Below are 17,410 nucleotides of genomic sequence, written 5' to 3' on the forward strand. Positions count from 1 at the left end.
GGAGGGAATATGAGCACAGCGCCGCACACACCGCAGACCGCCCCCGGGATCACCATTGCCACCGGCAACGCCGACGAGACCCGGGCACTGGGTGCCCGCCTGGCCCGCCTGCTGCGCGCCGGCGACCTCGTCATGCTCTCCGGCGGACTGGGGGCCGGCAAGACCACGCTCGCCCAGGGCGTCGGTGCGGCCCTGGGGGTGCGCGGCCGGGTCTCCTCACCCACCTTCATCATCGCCCGCGTGCACCCCTCCGTCTCCGACGGCCCCGACCTCATCCACGTTGACGCCTACCGGATCACCTCCCTGGAGGAGATTGACGCCCTCGACCTGGACTCCTCCCTGGACCGCGCCGTCACCCTGGTCGAGTGGGGCGAGGAGAAGGTGGAGGCCCTGAGCCCCGACCGCCTGGAGATCCAGGTGCTGCGCCCCCACGGAGCCGTGCGCGCCGAGCGCCCGCAGCCCGACGACGCCCCCGCCGGGTCAGAGTCTCCCGCCGGCTCGGTAACGGGGGAACCGGTCGTGGACCTCGGCGAGGTCGACGACGGCAACCGGACGATCATCGTGCACGCCGTCGGTCCGCGCTGGGCCGACGTCGACCTGAACCCCCTGGCCGCAGAGGCCTCCTGCCAGCCTGGAGCGCCGCTGTGAACACTCCCACCACCGTGGCACCGCTCCGCAACGCCACCCCGATCCGGCCCGCCCAGTGCTCCCGGCGTCCCCGGCACCTGCTCCTGTCCGCTGCGGCGGCGGCGCTCCTGGGCGTCTACCTCCTGACCCCGGCGCCGGTCCGGGCCGCTGCCGACACCGGCCCCCACCTCACGGCGATCACGTCGGCCGGCGGCGTGGCGGGTGTCTCGACCGACGCCGACTCGCGTGACGAGGCCAAGGCGCTCATGGAGAGCGAGTGCGTCGCTCAGGTACGCCAGAGCACCGGTGAGCAGGGCGAGATCACGGTGGGCGATCCGCGCAGCGTCTACACCTGGGCCTCCGGCTTCCTTGACGGCTCCCAGCCCACCGCGCAACCCGTCGACACCGGCGACTGGGCCGCGACCGTCTCCTCGGGCGGCAAGCCGGTCGGTCTTCTCGAGGTGGTCCATGACAAGGGGCACGCCACCTGCACCCCCGTGTTCGACGACGACCTGGCCACCGACGTCGACCAGATGGGTGAGGCCCACCTCGTCCACGACCGCAACGCCAACGCCTGGTACTCGCTGAGCGGCACCACGGTGACGGCGATGGGGGAGGCCGCCACCCGGCGCCTGGCCGGTCCCATCGATCTGCGCGACTACGGAGAGATCCTGCGTGAGCGCGCCGGGTCCAAGCCCAAGACCTCCGCCGCTCAGGGCGAGGAGCGCTCCACCACGGGGGGCTGGACGATCTGGGGGCCGGTCCTGGCGGTCGTCGTCGTCGGGATCCTCACCGTCATCATCACGGTCCGTCACGAGCGCAAGGTGACCGCCCCGCTGCGCCAGGCCCGCAACCGCGCCGACATGGCCGAGCGCGCTGACCGGCTCAGCCGGGACGAGTCCGACACCCAGGGCGCCGCAGTGCGGCGGGGCATCCCCCGCGCCGCCATCGACCTGTCCCTTCTGGGGGACGGGGCTGAGGATGACGCCGACGCGACCGTCGGTGAGACCCTGGGGGACACGATCCCCGAGAGCCGCGTCAACCTGCCACGAGACCCGAAGGCATAGGCTGGTCCGGTGCGAATCCTCTCCATCGACTCCTCCCTGGGGACTCAGCTCGCGGTCGTCGATGCCGCCCCCTCGGCCGCCGGCGCGCGCGCCCTGCAGGTGCTGAGCCAGGACGAACAGGCCGATACCCGCCGTCACGCCGAGTCCCTCGGGCAGATGCTCTCTGAGGCTCTGTCGGTTCCCGAGGTGGCCGAGCGTCCGCTGGACGCCGTGGTCGCCGCCACCGGACCGGCCCCCTTCACCGGACTGCGGGCCGGACTGGTGACGGCCGGGGTCGTCGGGCGCACCCGGGGCGTGCCCGTCCACGGGGTCTCCAGCCTCGACGTCGTCGCCCGCCGTGCCCTGGACGAGCTCGGAGCCCACGAGGGACGCGAGGATCCGGTCGTCCTGGTCGCCACCGACGCCCGCAGGCGCGAGGTCTACGCGGCACTCTTCCGCGCCAACGGTCCCGACGACGTCACCCGCCTGACCGAGATCAGCGTCTGCCCCCCGGCCCAGGTCGCCCAGCGCCTCGCCGAGCAGACGCCGGGGCAGGACGGAGAAGGCGGAGGCGTCGACATCGTGGCCGGTTCCGGCGCCGCCCTCTACCCCGAGCTGGCGGAGACGGTCTCTTGCCACGAGGCCCTGGCCCCCGTCTCCGGTGACGCCCTCACCCAGGTGCGCATCGCCCTGGCCCGCCTCGAGCGCGGTGAGGAGCTGAGCACGCAGCCGCTCTACCTGCGCCACGCCGACGTGCAGATGCCCACCGCCCGCAAGCGCGTGCGCTGACCCCGGGGCCACGAAGGACACTGAGATGCCCGAGGTGACGGGAGCGGGCCGGGCCCCCAGACTGCGGGAGATGGCGGCGGGGGACCTGGAGACCATCGCCCGTCTCGAGGGCGAGCTCTTCGGAGCCGAGGCCTGGAGCAGAGATCTGCTGGCCGCCGAGCTGGTGGCCTCTCAGGGGCCTGGGGCGGACCGCCGCTACGTCGTCGTCGAGTCCGAAGAGACCGATGATGACGCCGCGGGTCGCGCCACCGGGGCCGGGCCGCACGGGCCACGGCTCCTGGGCTATGCCGGGCTCTATCACGCAGGCGGGCTGACCAGCGCGGATCTGCTGACCATCGCCACCGTCCCGGCCGCGCGCGGGCGAGGGATCGCCTCCCTCATGCTCACCGAGCTCGTCTCCACCGCCCGAGAGGTGAGCTGCCCCGATGTCCTGCTGGAGACGCGTCAGTCCAACGAGGCCGCCCAGCGGCTCTACGCCAGGCACGGGTTCGTTCCCATCGGCCGGCGCCGCCGCTACTACCAGGCACCGCCGGAGGACGCCGTGGTCATGCGACTGACTCTGCGCCCGCGCCCGGGACCGGTGGGGGCCGAGGCCGGTGATCCGAGTCCGCCCTGAGCCCGAGCAGCCCATTCCGGGGGCAAGCCCCGGTGTCCGACTGGACGGATTGCGCCGGGACCGAAGAAGCAGATGGGTCCGCGGCGACCGGAGATAAACACGGACCGCGGGGAGAGAAGCGGTAGGTGTCGGCCACTTCACAGATTTGTCTGACACCCCCGTGACGAAAAGGCGGCCCCAGATGCCGGTGTCAGCATATTCCGCGGCGTTGAATGACGAATCGAGATTCGATGAGATCCCCGCGATTCTGCGGATCGTCACACTAACGTCGCTGGTAGGGGCCCAGGCGGGACCAACGGGACCTGGTGCCCGGCTAGCCTTCTGCCGTGGCCAAATCATCTGCTCCTTCCCTGAAGAGGCGGACCGCCTTCTCCACGACCGTCTTCATGAAGCGCATGATGGCGATCTCGGGACTGGTGTTCCTGTTCTTCGTCCTCTTCCACGCCTACGGCAACCTGCACTACTTCGAGGGTGAGGTCGCCTACGATCACTACGCCGTGTTCCTGCGAGCGCTGCTGGTGCCGATCATGCCCTACGGCGGTGTCCTGTGGATCCTCCGCCTGGCTCTCGTCGCCTGCCTCCTGGCTCACGCCGGCAGCGCCTTCAGCCTGTGGGCGCGCAACAAGCGGGCCCGCGGCAACGACAAGTACGCCGTCAAGAAGCCCGGCGCCGAGTACTTCGCCTCCCGCTACGCCATGCGCACCATGCGGTGGGGCGGCGTCATCCTCCTGCTGTTCATCATCTGGCACCTCCTGCAGTACACCACCCTGTCACTGACGCCGGGAGGGAAGTACGTGCACGGGCGGGCCTACCTCAACATGTACTACGGCTTCCAGCTGTGGTGGGTGTGGCTCATCTACGCGGTCGCGCTGGCCGCCCTGTGCCTGCACGTGTGGCACGGCGTGTGGTCCGCCCTGCAGACGCTGGGGGCGGTGCGAGGAAACACCATCCCCTTCATCCGGCTGATCGCCTTCGTGCTGGCCTTCGCGCTGTTCGTCGCCTTCATGGCGGTTCCGACGGCGATCCTCTTCGGCTATGTCGATGCCCCCATGGCCGCTGCCGATTATTACCCGCAGTTCTGTGACGCGATCGGCTCCTCCGCCGAGCACTTCGCCGAGTGTGCTACAGCGACCCACTGAGAGTGAACGACTATGACTGAACTCATCGACGGCCTGTACTACGAGGGCGAGAAGATCGCCGACACCAAGGCCCCCCACTCCGTCCCGATCGACCGGCGCTGGGAGCAGCGCAAGTTCGAGGCCAAGCTGGTCAACCCCGCCAACCGCCGCAAGCTGGACATCATCGTCGTCGGCTCCGGCCTGGCCGGCGGCGCCGCGGCCGCCTCCCTGGGCGAGCAGGGCTACAACGTCAAGGTCTTCTTCTACCAGGACTCGGCTCGCCGGGCTCACTCCATCGCCGCCCAGGGCGGTATCAACGCCGCGAAGAACTACCGCAACGACGGGGACTCCGTCTACCGGCTCTTCTACGACACGGTCAAGGGCGGTGACTACCGCGCCCGCGAGGACAACGTCTACCGCCTGGCGGAGGTCAGCGCCAACATCATCGACCAGTGCGTGGCCCAGGGCGTCCCCTTCGCCCGCGAGTACGGCGGCCTGCTGGACAACCGCTCCTTCGGTGGCGTGCAGGTCTCCCGTACCTTCTACGCCCGCGGCCAGACCGGCCAGCAGCTCCTCATCGGCGCCTACCAGGCCCTCGAGCGCCAGGTGCACGCCGGCACGGTCAAGGAGTTCCGTCGCCACGAGATGGTCGAGCTCATCATCGTCGACGGCCGCGCCCGCGGCATCGTCACCCGCGACATGGTCACCGGGAAGATCGAGACCCACCTGGCCGACGCCGTCGTCCTGGCCAGCGGCGGCTACGGCAACGTGTTCTTCCTATCCACCAACGCCATGGGCTGCAACGCCACCGCCATCTGGCGCGCGCACCGCAAGGGCGCCTACTTCGCCAACCCCTGCTACACGCAGATCCACCCCACCTGCATCCCGCAGTCCGGGGACTTCCAGTCCAAGCTCACCCTCATGAGTGAGTCCCTGCGCAACGACGGACGCATCTGGGTGCCCAAGAAGGCTGAGGACTGCGACAAGGACCCGCGTGACATCCCCGAGGAGGCGCGCGACTACTACCTCGAGCGCATCTACCCGGCCTTCGGCAACCTCGTGCCGCGTGACATCGCCTCCCGCCAGGCCAAGAACATGTGCGACGAGGGTCGCGGCGTGGGACCGGCCATCAAGGAGCGCGACGCCGACGGCAACGAGCGGATGATGCGTCGCGGTGTCTACCTGGACTTCTCCGAGGCCATCAGCCGCCTGGGCAAGGACGCCGTCTCGGCCCGCTACGGCAACCTGTTCGAGATGTACCAGCGCATCACCGGGGACGACCCCTACGAGGTCCCCATGCGCATCTACCCCGCCGTGCACTACACGATGGGTGGCCTGTGGGTGGACTACGACCTGGAGTCCAACGTCCCGGGCCTCTACATCGCCGGAGAGGCCAACTTCTCCGACCACGGCGCCAACCGCCTGGGCGCCTCCGCCCTCATGCAGGGCCTGGCCGACGGCTACTTCGTCCTGCCTGACACCATGAACGACTACCTGGCGGACATGCTGCGCCTGGGCAAGGTCGACCCCAACGCCCCGGAGATCGCCGAGGCCAAGCGCTCCGTCGAGGAGCGTGTCGCCCGCCTCATGGCCCTGCGCGGCACCCGCAGCGTGGACGACTTCCACATGGCCCTGGGCCGCATCATGTGGGAGTACTGCGGCATGGAGCGGCGCGATGCCGGACTGCGCGACGCCATCGAGCAGATCCGGGCCCTCAAGGAGGAGTTCTGGCGCGACGCCCGCATCACGGGCCAAGCCGACGAGCTCAACCAGGCCCTGGAGAAGGCCGGCCGACTGCTGGACTTCTTCGAGCTGGCCGAGCTCATGTGCATCGACGCCCTGCACCGGCGTGAGTCCTGCGGTGGCCACTTCCGGGCGGAGTCCCAGACTCCCGAGGGTGAGGCCATGCGGCACGATGATGAGTTCCTCTACGTCGCCGCCTGGGAGTGGGGCGGGGAGAACCAGCCGCCGATCCTCCACAAGGAGGACCTCGTCTACAAGGACATCGAGCTCAAGCAGCGGAGTTACAAGTGAACATCAAGCTCAAGATCTGGCGCCAGAAGAACCAGGACTCGAAGGGCCACTTCGAGGAGTACGCCATGAGCGGGATCGAGGAGCACATGAGCTTCCTCGAGGTCCTCGACCTGCTCAACGAGCAGCTCTTCGCCGAGGGCAAGGAGCCGGTGGCCTTCGACTCCGACTGCCGCGAGGGCATCTGCGGTCAGTGCGGTGTGGTCATCAACGGGCAGGCCCACGGGCCCATCCGCTCCACCACCTGCCAGCTGCACATGCGCCACCTGGCGGAGGACCCCTCCTTCAAGGACGGTTCCACCATCACGATCGAACCGTGGCGCTCCACCGGCTTCCCGGTGCTGCGCGACCTCATCGTGGACCGCTCCGCCCTGGACCGCATCGTCCAGGCCGGCGGCTACATCTCGGTCAACACCGGTGGGGCCCCGGAGGCCCACTCGGTGCCCGTGCAGAAGGAGAAGGCCGATGCCGCCTTCGAGGCGGCCGCCTGCATCGGCTGCGGCGCCTGCGTGGCGGCCTGCCCCAACGCCTCGGCCATGCTGTTCACCGGCGCGAAGATCTCGCACCTGGGTCTGCTTCCGCAGGGCCAGCCCGAGCGTCTCGCTCGCGTGGTGAGCATGCTGGGCCAGCACGACGCCGAGGGCTTCGGCGGCTGCACGAACATCGGTGAGTGCGCGGCCGTGTGCCCCAAGTCGGTGCCGCTCGAGGTCATCTCGCGCCTCAACCGGGATCTCGGCCACGCCCTGTGGAAGGGCCAGCACGCCCACTGATCCACCTGCCTCACTCAGTACCGAGCCGGGCATTTCTCGCGTACCCCAACGGAATTTCTGTAGGGCTACGCGAGAAATGCCCGGCTCGGCGGTGTCTTACCAACGCACACCAGTGGGGTGGATGTTGTGGTGGGCGAGCTCGCGCAGCATGGCTGGGGCGTCGGTTGGCCAGGCGTCCTCCCAGGTCCAGCGGGCGACGTCGTAGCCGGCGCGGGTCAGGGCGAGCTCGCGGCGGCGCTCGTTGAGGACGGTGTCCTCGGCGTTCTTTCCGTAGCTGTTCTTGCGGTACTTGATACGGCCGTCGAACTCACCGACCACCCTGGCGTGGGGCCATAGGAAGTCGAGGCGGTAGGTGTGGTCGTTGATGTGGGCTTCGTGCTGGAGGTCGGGGCGGGGCAGGGTGGCCTGCCACATGCGTACGCGGGAGAGGGACTCGCCGGGGGACTCGGAGCGGGCGTCGGTCAGGTGGGTGGCGGTGCGGGCGCTGCGGATGCCGCGGGCGCCGGTGGCCAGGTGGTTGACGGCGTCGGTCAGCTCGGCGCGGGTGCACAGGCGGGCGGCCAGGGCGGCGTCCATGGCGCACACTCCCTGGGTGAGCCCGCCCCAACGGGCCAGATCAACGACCGTGTCAGAGACGTTGGACACCAAGACTCCTCTGACCGTTTCCAACGCGCCGAGCCCGGTTCTCTCCCGACGTTGCAGAAGAGCGGTGCTCGATCGATCCGTGCGACGCCCGAGGCACTGGACCCGCCCCGGGATGCGGCCCACCAGTGGGAGTCCGAGCCACACGGCCGCCGACGCGCCAAGCAGGACCAGGTCCCTGCGGGCCTTGGCCAGTGCGGCCCGGATGAGAGTCAGATGCCGCAGGTCCGGCCTGGCCGCCGTCCACTCCTGCTGCGGGGTATAGACACCAGGACCGATCCGGAACAGACCCGGCGCGGTGCACAAGTGAGAAGCCCCCGCCGCGACGGCGTCGGAGGACAGGAGGAATGACGGGGCGCTGTGAGATGGACTTTTGGAGGCAATGCCGGTGGTCATGCCTACCAGCGTGAGGGTTGAGCTCAAGACGTGAGAACTGGCATCAGATGCTCTGTGGACTGGCGGTGTCAAAACCCGGCTGTGGAAACCGACGCGTACCAGAATCACGCCGCCCGGTGCCCAACCGCGAAGAGGACATTTCTCGCGTACCCCAACAGAAATTCCGTAGGGCTACGCGAAGAATGCCCGGCTCGACGCTAGTGGGTGGTGAAGGTGATCCCGGTGAAGTCCGCGACGCGGGGGACGTGCGAGTCGGCCTCGGGGACGCTCTCGCCCACGAGGAGGGCCTGTGCGCCGGCGCGCCGGGCGGCGATGTAACCCGAGGCGGCATCCTCCAGCACCAGGCAGGAGGAGATCGGTACCCCCAGGATCTCGGCGGCCTTGAGATAGGGCGCGGGGTCGGGTTTGCCGCGTTCGACGTCGCCGGCGGAGACGACCGCAGGGGGAATGGGGACGCCGGCCTCCTCCATGCGCACCTGCATGAGCTCGATCGGCGCGGAGGTCACCAGGGCAAGCGGAACGCCGGCGTCGATCAAGGCTGTCATGAAGGATGCAGCGCCGGGAATCTCCGCCATGCGTCCTGCGGTTCGCACGATCTCCTCACGAGCGAAGCGCTTGTAGATGGCGTCCTGCTCCTCAGCGGTCAGCTCCGGCAGGAACCGGCGGATCGTGTCGAGGCCGGTGCGGCCGGGGGAGTAGGCCATGATCTCGTCGAAGCGCTCACTCATGCCGTGGTCGTGGGCGAAGGAGCTCCACATCGACTCCACGACTGCCGAGGAGTCCACGAGCGTGCCGTCCATGTCGCACAGGACTGCCTCGGCCCGGGCCAGAGACACCGGCTCCTCAGTGGAGCTGCCCGATGACGACAACAGCTGAACGGACACGGTGCCTCCTGAGACGAAGCCGATGGAAGAGTGAGGATACACGGACACGAGTGTGATTCAGGGCATCAACGAAGGAGGGGTGCGGTTGGGCTATGCCCACACTCCGGAGGAGCCACGGCGGTGGGAGCCGACCAGGTGCGTATCGATGATCCCGATCGCCTCCATGAGGGCGTGCATCGTCGTCGGGCCGACGAAGCGGAAACCACGGCGCTTGAGCTCGCGGGACAGGGCTGCCGACTGCGGCGACTGAGTGGGAATGTCTGAGAGCCGATGCGGTTGAGGAGTTGCCTCCGGCTGGAAGGACCACACGAGGCCCGCCAGGCCGCCGGCGACGTCGTCACTCTCCCTGAGGTGCAGCGTCGCGCGGGCATTGCCAATAGTCGCCAGGATCTTGGCTCGGTTGCGCACGATCCGGGCATCGGCCAGCAACCGGGCCACGTCCGCCTCCCGGAAGCCCGCCACTGCCTCCGGATCGAAACCGCAGAAGGCGTCACGGAAGGCCGGCCGCTTGCGCAGGATCGTGGCCCAGGACAGGCCCGACTGGAAGGCCTCCAGGCTCAGCCGCTCGAAGACTCCCCGCTCGTCGCGCACCGGCATGCCCCACTCGGTGTCGTAGTACTCGCGAAGCAAAGGGTCGGTGGCCGCCCAGACCGGCCTGGCTAGACCGTCGTCGCCCACCACGAGGTCCGGGTTGTCGGGCTCAGTCACGAGTACCTCCTCGTCGGTGACGTGTCAGGGGTGCCTGGTCGATGTCGTCCTCGGTCGGCACGTCCCAACGGTAGTCGGGGTAGTGGCCGGATGGCCTGCCGTCTGTGGACGGGACGGCAGGCGCCTGTTCGGTGTCCGTGTCGCTAGGCGATAGTCTGGGCCTGTGAGCGCCCCCCTCATTCTCGGTATCGAGTCCACCTGCGACGAGACCGGCGTGGCCCTCGTACGCGGCCGCGAGCTCCTCGCCGACGTCACCGCCACCTCCATGGACCAGTACGCGCGCTTCGGCGGCATCATCCCCGAGATCGCCTCACGCGCCCACCTGGAGTCCTTCCTGCCGACCCTCGACGCCGCACTGGAGAAGGCCGGCGTCGACCTGAGCGAGGTCGACGCTATCGCCGTGTGCGCCGGCCCCGGACTCGTCGGCTCCCTGACCGTCGGCATCTCCGCCGCCAAGGCCCTGGCCGCGAGCCTGAACCGGCCGATCTACGGCGTCAACCACGTCATCGGGCACCTGGCGGTCGATGAGCTGGTCGACGGCCCCCTGCCGGAGCGCTTCGTCGGACTCATCGTCTCCGGCGGTCACTCGAACCTGCTGAGCATCCGCAACGTCGCCACCGACGTCGTCGAGCTCGGTGGCACTCTCGACGATGCCGCCGGTGAGGCCTTCGACAAGGTCGGCCGGCTCCTGGGCCTGCCCTACCCCGGTGGCCCGCACGTGGACCGGCTCTCCCAGGAGGGTGACCGCGGCGCCATCCGCTTCCCCCGGGGCCTGGCCGCGGGCAAGGACAAGGAGCGTCACCGCTACGACTTCTCCTTCTCCGGCCTCAAGACCGCCGTGGCCCGCTATGTGGAGTCCCTGGAGGACTCCGGGCAGAAGGTGCCCAGTGCCGACGTCTGCGCCGCCTTCTCCGAGGCCGTCAACGACTCCCTAACGGCCAAGGCGGTCCGGGCCTGCCTGGACACCGGCTGCGACACGCTCGTCGTCGGGGGCGGATACTCGGCCAACTCCCGGCTGCGGTCCTTGGCCGCCGAGCGCTGTGAGGAGGCCGGCATCACCCTGCGCCTGCCGCCACTGCGCTTCTGCACCGACAACGGCGCCCAGATCGCGGCCCTGGGGTCAGCGGCCGTGCGGGCCGGCGTTGCCCCCAGCCCCATGGACTTCGCCCCGGACTCAGGGATGCCGCTGGACGTCAGCGTCGCCCACTGAAGTCGCCCGCTGACGTCCGCTGACGCTTCTCGACGCAGGCTCCGGTGCGTTCAGTCTGATGACTGTCCGATGTCTGCGGCCACTCCCCGGATGATGATCTCGATCTTGCGGTCCAGTCCGCCTCGGTCTAGCCAGCTCTCGTTCGGAGTCAGTGCCTCGGGCAGGGCCGGTGCCCTGCTGATCGTCGCGAACCGGCTCGCCTCCTCCAGCCCCGTGGCGCCGCCCCTCCCGGCGCCTGAGGCGCTCTCTCCCGATTCGTGTTCCGGGAACGGTGCAGGCGGCTCGGGGCGACCGGCGGGGGAGCGCATGACCTCGATCTGCGCGTGCGTGGAGATGACGGTGTCGCCGACGAAGTCCAGAACCACCCCGGCCTCGTCGGCCTCGAGTCCTCCCTCGATCAGAGCCTGACACGCCTGGGATGCGGGCCTGGCGAAGACCTGGTGCGCCCAGGGAACCCCCATGATGACGCCGGCCAGGCCGGGATAGCGCTCCAGCATCTCCCAGCCGGCCTCGGCATGCGCCCGAACCGTGTCGGGCCAGCGCTTCCCGGGGCGGGGAACTTCGATCTGGGCGGCGATCCTCTCCAGGCAGGCGGCCAGCAGGTCCTCACGTGAGGAGATCGTGCGGTACAGGCCGGAGACCGCCACGCCCAGCTGCTTGGCCGCGGCGGTCAGGGTGAATTCGGCGATGCCGATCTCGAGGGCAGCGTCGACGACGTCGTCGCGCGAGAAACTGGGTCTCGGTCCGGTCGGTCGGCCCAGTCGTGCCTGTGATGCCATGACAGCACCGTAGTGCGACTCAGCGACGGTTGCTCCCGGTTCAGCGACCAGAGTAAGGTGTGCCTTATTAAGTTCTGAAACACCTTCAGAGTTAGAGTCGACGGAAGAACGAGGCACCTGATGAGCACGCAGGCACAGCGGCTGGCGCCAGGGACGTCGCCGCAGACGGCACCGCAGTCGTCTTCGCAGCTGTCGCCGCCTTCGCCGGGCCCCGGAAGAGCCGGGGAATCGGGCGAGCAGGTGAGGAGGAGCAACGCTCAGCGCTCGCGTGAGGGGCAGGCTGCCATCGCCCGCCTCGGCGCCCCCGTGCGCACCCGCCTGCGGATCGGTCAGATCCTCGTCCTGCTCTCCGCGGTCCTGGCGGTGGCCCCCTACATCGCTCTGGTCCAGCTCGGCGACATCCTGCTGCGCGCCCACCGGGCGGGCCTGAGCCCGGATCCCCGGCAGGTGTCAGGTGCGGTCATGGTGCTCGTGAGCGCCTACTCCACCCGCCTGTTGCTGTACTTCCTGGCGCTGCTCATCACCCACCTGGCCGACCTGTCCCTGCGCGACCGCCTGCGCCGCGACATCGTTGCGCGCATCTCCCACGCCCCGCTGTCCTGGTTCACCGCTTCCACCTCCGGGCGCCTGCGCAAGGCCGTTCAGGACGACACGACTCTGGTCCACACCGTCATCGCCCACGGCCCCGTCGAGCGCCTCAACGCCATCGTCACTCCGCTGGCCCTGCTGGGGTGCGCCTTCTGGATCGACTGGCGCCTTGCCCTGCTGGCCGTCTCCACACTCATCCTCTACGCGCTCACCTACTCGGTGTCCATGCGCGGCATGAACGAGAAGACCGTGGAGATGGACCGCAAGCTGGCCGCCATCTCCTCGGCCATGGTCGAGTTCGTCTCCGGTATCGGCGTGGTCAAGGCCTTCGGGCGCGTGGGGCGCGCCCACTCGGCCTACCTCGCCGCCGCCGACGAGTTCTCCGCCTTCTACCGCGCCTGGGCGATGCCCCTGGTGACCGTCACCTGTCTGTCCTTCACCTGGGTCTCGATCCCCGTACTGCTCCTGGTCAACCTCGGGGGAGGGGCGCTGCTCATCCATACCGGTGCCGTCACCCTGCCCCAGGTCCTGGCCACAACCCTCGTCGCTCTGGTCCTTCCTGCCGCACTCATCACCATTGCCTCGATCTCCTGGTCCTACCAGCTGGCCGGGGCGGCGGCCCTGCGGCTGTGCGAGGTCCTCGACACCCCCGTTCTGCCCGCCACCGACCGCCCCGAGCGGCTTCGCACGGCGCTCGTCGAGATCGACCACGTCTCCTTCTCCTATGGGGAGGTCCTCGCCGTCGACGACGCCTGCCTGACCTTGGAGCCGGGAACCGTGACCGCGCTGCTGGGTCCCTCCGGCTCGGGCAAGTCGACACTGGCCACCCTCATCGCACGCTTCGCCGACCCCGACGCCGGCGCCGTACGCATCGGCGGGGTGGACCTGCGGGACATGGACGAGTCCACCCTGTACTCCACCGTTTCCTTCGTTCTCCAGGACGCTCAGCTGCTCGCCACCACTGTGCGGGAGAATATCGCCCTCGGGCGCCCCGAGGCCGACCTGGCGCAGGTGCGCGCCGCCGCCCGCGTGGCCCGCATCCACGAGGAGATCATGGCGCTGCCGCAGGGCTACGACACCGTCCTGGGGCAGGACACGGCACTGTCCGGTGGGCAGGAGCAGCGCATTGCCATCGCCCGTGCCATCCTGCTGGACACCCCCGTCATTGTGCTCGACGAGGCCACCGCCATGGCCGACCCCGAGTCCGAGGCCGAGATCCAGCAGGCACTCAGTGCCCTGGTCAAGGATCGCACCGTCCTGGTCATCGCCCACCGGCCTGCCGCCGTGCGCGGCGCCGACCGCATCGCCGTCATGGACGGCGGACGCATCGTCGCCGCCGGCTCCCACGACGACCTGGCCGATGAGCCCCACTACCGGGCCCTGCTGCGCCAGGCCGGCGAGCTCAAGGGCGCCGCAGGGTCAAACGTCCACGAGACCGCCACCAGGACGGACGGCCCCGTATTCGCCGACGGCGCGGCTGGCAGGCCGGATGACGGTGTGGCTGACAATGCGGCCGAGAGCAGCGTTCTTGTACCGGCATCCCCCCGCACCGATGACCGGGGCGGGAGGACCGGGACCGCGCTTCCGGTGCCCTCCACTTCCGGCGGGTCCTCCCGGCCGGCGGACTCCCTGCTGTCCCGCTTCTGCAGGCTCATGACCGACTCCTCCTGGAAACAGACCCGAGGGTGCATCGCCCTGGCGGGAGTCAACGGCGTCCTGGTGGGACTGGCGCTGCTAGTGTTGCTGCCCGCCTCAGTGGCTCTGGCGACCAGTGCCCCCCGATGGGGGCTGGCCTTTAGCGGCTGGCTCATCGTGCTGGTCGTTCTCGGGGTCGGTGCGGCCGTCTGCGACTTCCAGGGGCGGCGCATGGGCATGTCGGGGGCGCTGGGCTTCATGCACGACGTCCACCACGCAGTGGGCAACCGGATCGCGCGCCTGCCCCTGCGCTGGTTCACCGCCGACTCCGCCGGCACCCTGTCCCGGGCCGTGAGCCAGGAGATGGTTGCCCTGGGGGAGTCCGCCGCCCACTTCGTGTACCTGCTCACCTCCACGACCGCTGCATGCCTGGTCGTTGGGGTCGGCTCCTGGGCCTGGGACTGGCGCCTGGGGCTCCTGCTGACGCTGGCCGCGCCCCTGTTCGCCGGACTCGTGCGCCTCTCGCGCCGTCTGCTGGACCGGGGCAAGTCCATCTCCGAGCCCGCTGAGCGTGAGCTCGCCGCCCGCATCGTCGAGATCGCCCGCTGCCAGGGGGCCCTGCGATCCTGCCGGGCCGCCTCCGGCTACAGCCGCCTCACCGCCGCCTTCGACGACGGGGCCCGCGCCTCCAGGCGCGCCCTGTGGTGGGAATCAGCTGGCAACCTCGTCAACGGCGCGCTGAGCCAGATCCTTGTCGTCGCCATGATCGTCCTGACCTCCTCACTGGCCGCCTCCGGCTCCATGGAGCCACTGGCGGCCATCGCCGTCATCGGCATGTGCCTGCGCTTCACCACCATGCTCGACGACATCGGAGCAGCCGTCATGGGCGTGGAGGAGCGGCGCCAGATGATGAACCACCTCGACGCCGTCATGGACGCTGAGCTCATGGCCGAGCCGCAGGAGCCCAGCGCACTGCCCGAGCCGGGGACCGTCGAGCTCGACGACGTCGTCTTCGGCTACCGCCCCGACGCTCCCGTCCTGACCGGGGTGTCGATGAGCGTGCCCGCACGCACCATGTGTGCCATCGTGGGCCCCTCCGGCAGCGGCAAGACGACCATCGCCCGCCTCATCGCCCGCTTCTGGGACGTGGGCTCGGGGGTCGTGCGAGTTGGCGGTGCTGACGTGCGCGACATGCCGACCTCCCAGCTCATGGAACAGCTCTCCATGGTCTTCCAGGACGTCTACCTCTTCGACGACACCCTGGCCGCCAACATCCGCATCGGCAACCCCGCGGCCGACGACGCCCAGGTACGCTGGGCCGCGGGGCTCGCCGGCGTCACCGAGATCGTCAACCGTCTGCCCCACGGCTGGAGCACCCGCGTGGGAGAGGGTGGGCGGGCCCTGTCCGGTGGGGAGCGCCAGCGCGTCTCCATCGCCCGCGCCCTGCTCAAGCGAGCACCGATCGTGCTGCTCGATGAGGCCACCAGTGCCCTGGATGCGGAGAACGAGGCCAATATCGTTGCCGCGATGCAGGAGCTGCGGCGCACCTCGACACTCATCGTCATTGCCCACAAGCTCGAGACGATCGCAGCGGCCGACCAGGTCATCGTCCTCGACGACGCCGGGCGCATTGCCCAGCGGGGACATCACCATGAGCTCGTGTCCGTCGAAGGGCCATACCGCAGCTTCTGGGAGCAGCGCACCCGGGCCCGCGGATGGTCACTCGTGTCGAGGCAGGACTGATCGCCCCCGGGAATCACCGATCGCCGGGCGAGACTCGGGACCGTGCCGGCTCGCAATAGAAGTGGGGAACGGGTCCGGATGTCAGACCGACTTATCAGTTATCGGCGGATTCGGCGGCTCAGGGGAACCATGGAGTCGATCCGTTCGACGATCCGCATCGCGCCGGCCTCGGTCCGTTTGCGAAGGATCCCCTCCTGCAGGGCTGACGATGGTGTGGGTGCGCGCGTTGCCGGCCTCTATTCCAAGAAGAAGCAGCCCGATGACAGCAACAGCAGTGCTGACCGCACCGATCTGTGCGAGGGTTCCTCTCTGGATCGCCACTGTCACCAGGAATGCGGCGAAGCCGATCGGGCGGTGCCGATCAGGCCCACGAGGACGCTGCACGTCATCATGAACTACCCCGGGCGCACGGTCAGGGGATTACTGACCCTGGTGATCGACTGAGGTGGAGTGCTCCTTCCGCTGGCATTGAGGCTGTCAGAAGAGGGTCGAGAGGGAAATGAGGTTATGGGTACGAATGTGGGGTGCGCTCTATTGAAGCACAATGTTTCGGAGAATTGTGGTGGCAATGAAATGATGGCTTGGAAGGTGTGTGCTACGCGCGGGGAAGGAAAATGCTCTCATGTGACCCGAATAGTTAATTCCGTGTTCTGTTATGACGTCAGCGCATGTTGTTCTCTCTTGCATTCTCCATTGTTCATTCCACGGGAGGATAAGGAGAGTTCGTGCTCACCTCTTCCGCTGCAGCGCACGTCGATCCCTCCGCCCGGGTCCTCACCGTCTCCTCGGCTGTGCTCCGAGCACAGCTCGGAGCACTGGTCATGTTCGTGGTCGTCGGGATGTGTGTTGTCTCCTCAGTTCTGAGACATGTGAGTGTCATGACTTCTGAGACGCTCGCTCGGACGGGAGTCCGGGGCAGGCTGGTGGTCCTGGAGGCGAGGGTGGCCTCAAGGCGAGGCATGACGGGGTGTGGTTGTCCATGGTGCTGACATCACAGGCGAATCGGCGCTGCGCGTTGGGGAGGAACCGCAGGATTCCAACAATCCCCGCTGGGAACATTGGCGGCAGACTGGTTCATGTCAGCGCTGTGGACACCGGGCCGCGCAGGAACGAGTCCGGGCTTCTTACGGCAGAGCCCGGCATCTCCGCCGCAGGTCCGCCCCCCTGCCCGCTGCCTGCACGGGGCCCGGTCGAAGGTAGGCCCTTCGAGATCACGGATATGGCCCCGCCCCCTGACCGCCGTCTGCGCTGGGGCCCGGTGGTCATGGTTCGACGCCGGCTCTGCCTTGAGTCTCGCCTCGAGTCGGTCTACTCCACGAGGGTCGGGATCTACTGGCCACGGGTTGTGCGTACTGCACGAAGGCCCCACCTACCCGAAGTACCCCCAACCCTCCTCCAGTAGCACCCCACCCTCGTGCAGTGCATCCAGACGACGCCGGCCGCCACCACAGTCACCGGGGCAACCCCTCTCCGACAGGCCCAAGCAACAGCTCTCCCCTCTGACAGACCCACCCCACCGGCGTCTTGAGAAGTCATGACATCCGAAACTCCCAGAAGTCATGAGACAACACAGTGGTCGTCGGGATGGTGGGCGTGTGCCTGTGGGCGGGGTATCCGGTGGACCTCATGTCGCAGCACCGCAGGCTGCCCGTGATCGCTATCATGGGCATGGTCGACTGCGCCGTCGGACTGCTGCTGAGCCTGGCTGACCTGTAGGGATACCTCTCCGTCCCCAAGCCGATCCTGGTGATCGACTCCGCGGGTGGGGCGCAGGCTGGAGAGGCGCTTCTCCCACAGTCACACGACGATCCCGATTCCCGCCCTGCTG

The 17,410-nt window shown here is 68.8% G+C and carries 15 protein-coding genes; 11 read left to right on the forward strand and 4 right to left on the reverse strand.

Annotated elements, in window-relative coordinates; all coding sequences use genetic code 11:
* Nucleotides 1–9: 9 nt before the first annotated feature.
* The 7 genes from tsaE to RIV14_RS00415 all read left to right on the forward strand — a co-directional run bounded on the left by tsaE (nucleotide 10) and on the right by RIV14_RS00415 (nucleotide 6,997).
* Nucleotides 10–648, forward strand: a complete 639-nt coding sequence (tsaE, locus tag RIV14_RS00385; RefSeq protein WP_075371568.1) for a tRNA (adenosine(37)-N6)-threonylcarbamoyltransferase complex ATPase subunit type 1 TsaE — start codon at nucleotides 10–12, stop codon at nucleotides 646–648.
* Nucleotides 645–1,694 (forward strand): hypothetical protein, encoded by a 1,050-nt coding sequence (locus tag RIV14_RS00390; RefSeq protein WP_075371569.1) that lies wholly within the window; start codon nucleotides 645–647, stop codon nucleotides 1,692–1,694. The genes tsaE and RIV14_RS00390 overlap by 4 nt, the downstream gene beginning before the upstream one ends.
* Nucleotides 1,695–1,703: 9 nt before the next feature.
* On the forward strand, nucleotides 1,704–2,462 hold the full coding sequence (tsaB, locus tag RIV14_RS00395; protein ID WP_075371570.1) for a tRNA (adenosine(37)-N6)-threonylcarbamoyltransferase complex dimerization subunit type 1 TsaB: 759 nt from the start codon (nucleotides 1,704–1,706) through the stop codon (nucleotides 2,460–2,462).
* 25 nt (nucleotides 2,463–2,487) lie between these two features.
* A complete protein-coding gene (locus RIV14_RS00400) occupies nucleotides 2,488–3,078 on the forward strand; it encodes a GNAT family N-acetyltransferase (protein ID WP_075371571.1) in 591 nt (196 codons plus the stop codon).
* Between the two features lie 386 nt (nucleotides 3,079–3,464).
* A complete protein-coding gene (locus RIV14_RS00405) occupies nucleotides 3,465–4,217 on the forward strand; it encodes a succinate dehydrogenase cytochrome b subunit (protein ID WP_178387817.1) in 753 nt (250 codons plus the stop codon).
* A gap of 12 nt (nucleotides 4,218–4,229) precedes the next feature.
* Complete coding sequence (locus RIV14_RS00410) at nucleotides 4,230–6,230, forward strand: fumarate reductase/succinate dehydrogenase flavoprotein subunit (RefSeq protein ID WP_070661373.1); 2,001 nt, start codon at nucleotides 4,230–4,232, stop codon at nucleotides 6,228–6,230.
* Complete coding sequence (locus RIV14_RS00415; protein ID WP_075371573.1) at nucleotides 6,227–6,997, forward strand: succinate dehydrogenase/fumarate reductase iron-sulfur subunit; 771 nt, start codon at nucleotides 6,227–6,229, stop codon at nucleotides 6,995–6,997. The genes RIV14_RS00410 and RIV14_RS00415 overlap by 4 nt, the downstream gene beginning before the upstream one ends.
* 96 nt (nucleotides 6,998–7,093) lie before the next feature.
* On the opposite strand, the gene RIV14_RS00420 is transcribed toward RIV14_RS00415, so the two are convergent.
* The 3 genes from RIV14_RS00420 to RIV14_RS00430 all read right to left on the reverse strand — a co-directional run bounded on the left by RIV14_RS00420 (nucleotide 7,094) and on the right by RIV14_RS00430 (nucleotide 9,627).
* Nucleotides 7,094–8,035 carry a hypothetical protein gene (locus RIV14_RS00420; RefSeq protein ID WP_075371574.1) on the reverse strand — a complete coding sequence of 314 codons (942 nt, stop codon included), beginning with the start codon at nucleotides 8,033–8,035 and terminating at the stop codon, nucleotides 7,094–7,096.
* Nucleotides 8,036–8,232: 197 nt separating this feature from the next.
* Nucleotides 8,233–8,919: an HAD family hydrolase gene (locus tag RIV14_RS00425; protein ID WP_075371575.1), complete on the reverse strand. Its 687-nt coding sequence runs from the start codon at nucleotides 8,917–8,919 to the stop codon at nucleotides 8,233–8,235.
* A 90-nt stretch (nucleotides 8,920–9,009) separates the two neighbouring features.
* Entirely contained in the window at nucleotides 9,010–9,627 is a 618-nt protein-coding gene (locus RIV14_RS00430) for a DNA-3-methyladenine glycosylase I (RefSeq protein ID WP_075371576.1), read from the reverse strand.
* A 163-nt stretch (nucleotides 9,628–9,790) separates the two neighbouring features.
* Between RIV14_RS00430 and tsaD the strand changes: the two genes are divergently transcribed.
* The gene (gene tsaD / locus RIV14_RS00435) at nucleotides 9,791–10,837 is read left to right on the forward strand and encodes a tRNA (adenosine(37)-N6)-threonylcarbamoyltransferase complex transferase subunit TsaD (protein WP_075371577.1); all 1,047 of its coding nucleotides are present in this window, start codon (nucleotides 9,791–9,793) and stop codon (nucleotides 10,835–10,837) included.
* A gap of 50 nt (nucleotides 10,838–10,887) precedes the next feature.
* On the opposite strand, the gene RIV14_RS00440 is transcribed toward tsaD, so the two are convergent.
* Complete coding sequence (locus RIV14_RS00440) at nucleotides 10,888–11,616, reverse strand: TetR/AcrR family transcriptional regulator (RefSeq protein ID WP_075371578.1); 729 nt, start codon at nucleotides 11,614–11,616, stop codon at nucleotides 10,888–10,890.
* 120 nt (nucleotides 11,617–11,736) lie between these two features.
* Between RIV14_RS00440 and RIV14_RS00445 the strand changes: the two genes are divergently transcribed.
* The 3 genes from RIV14_RS00445 to RIV14_RS00455 all read left to right on the forward strand — a co-directional run bounded on the left by RIV14_RS00445 (nucleotide 11,737) and on the right by RIV14_RS00455 (nucleotide 17,298).
* Entirely contained in the window at nucleotides 11,737–15,582 is a 3,846-nt protein-coding gene (locus tag RIV14_RS00445) for an ABC transporter ATP-binding protein (RefSeq protein WP_075371579.1), read from the forward strand.
* Between the two features lie 129 nt (nucleotides 15,583–15,711).
* The gene (locus RIV14_RS00450) at nucleotides 15,712–16,026 is read left to right on the forward strand and encodes a hypothetical protein (protein ID WP_143224168.1); all 315 of its coding nucleotides are present in this window, start codon (nucleotides 15,712–15,714) and stop codon (nucleotides 16,024–16,026) included.
* Between the two features lie 1,128 nt (nucleotides 16,027–17,154).
* On the forward strand, nucleotides 17,155–17,298 hold the full coding sequence (locus RIV14_RS00455; RefSeq protein ID WP_178387805.1) for a hypothetical protein: 144 nt from the start codon (nucleotides 17,155–17,157) through the stop codon (nucleotides 17,296–17,298).
* The last annotated feature ends 112 nt before the right edge of the window (nucleotides 17,299–17,410 follow it).

The organism is Actinomyces acetigenes (assembly GCF_031296635.1).
Taxonomy (GTDB): Bacteria; Actinomycetota; Actinomycetes; order Actinomycetales; family Actinomycetaceae; genus Actinomyces; species Actinomyces acetigenes.

Coding starts and splice junctions, on each gene's coding strand:
- tsaE (WP_075371568.1), top strand. CDS start 10: ATGAGCACAGCGCCGCACACACCGCAGACCGCCCCCGGGATCACCATT.
- RIV14_RS00400 (WP_075371571.1), top strand. CDS start 2,488: ATGCCCGAGGTGACGGGAGCGGGCCGGGCCCCCAGACTGCGGGAGATG.
- RIV14_RS00405 (WP_178387817.1), top strand. CDS start 3,465: ATGAAGCGCATGATGGCGATCTCGGGACTGGTGTTCCTGTTCTTCGTC.
- RIV14_RS00410 (WP_070661373.1), top strand. CDS start 4,230: ATGACTGAACTCATCGACGGCCTGTACTACGAGGGCGAGAAGATCGCC.
- RIV14_RS00420 (WP_075371574.1), bottom strand. CDS start 8,035: ATGACCACCGGCATTGCCTCCAAAAGTCCATCTCACAGCGCCCCGTCA.
- RIV14_RS00440 (WP_075371578.1), bottom strand. CDS start 11,616: ATGGCATCACAGGCACGACTGGGCCGACCGACCGGACCGAGACCCAGT.
- RIV14_RS00445 (WP_075371579.1), top strand. CDS start 11,737: ATGAGCACGCAGGCACAGCGGCTGGCGCCAGGGACGTCGCCGCAGACG.
- RIV14_RS00450 (WP_143224168.1), top strand. CDS start 15,712: ATGGAGTCGATCCGTTCGACGATCCGCATCGCGCCGGCCTCGGTCCGT.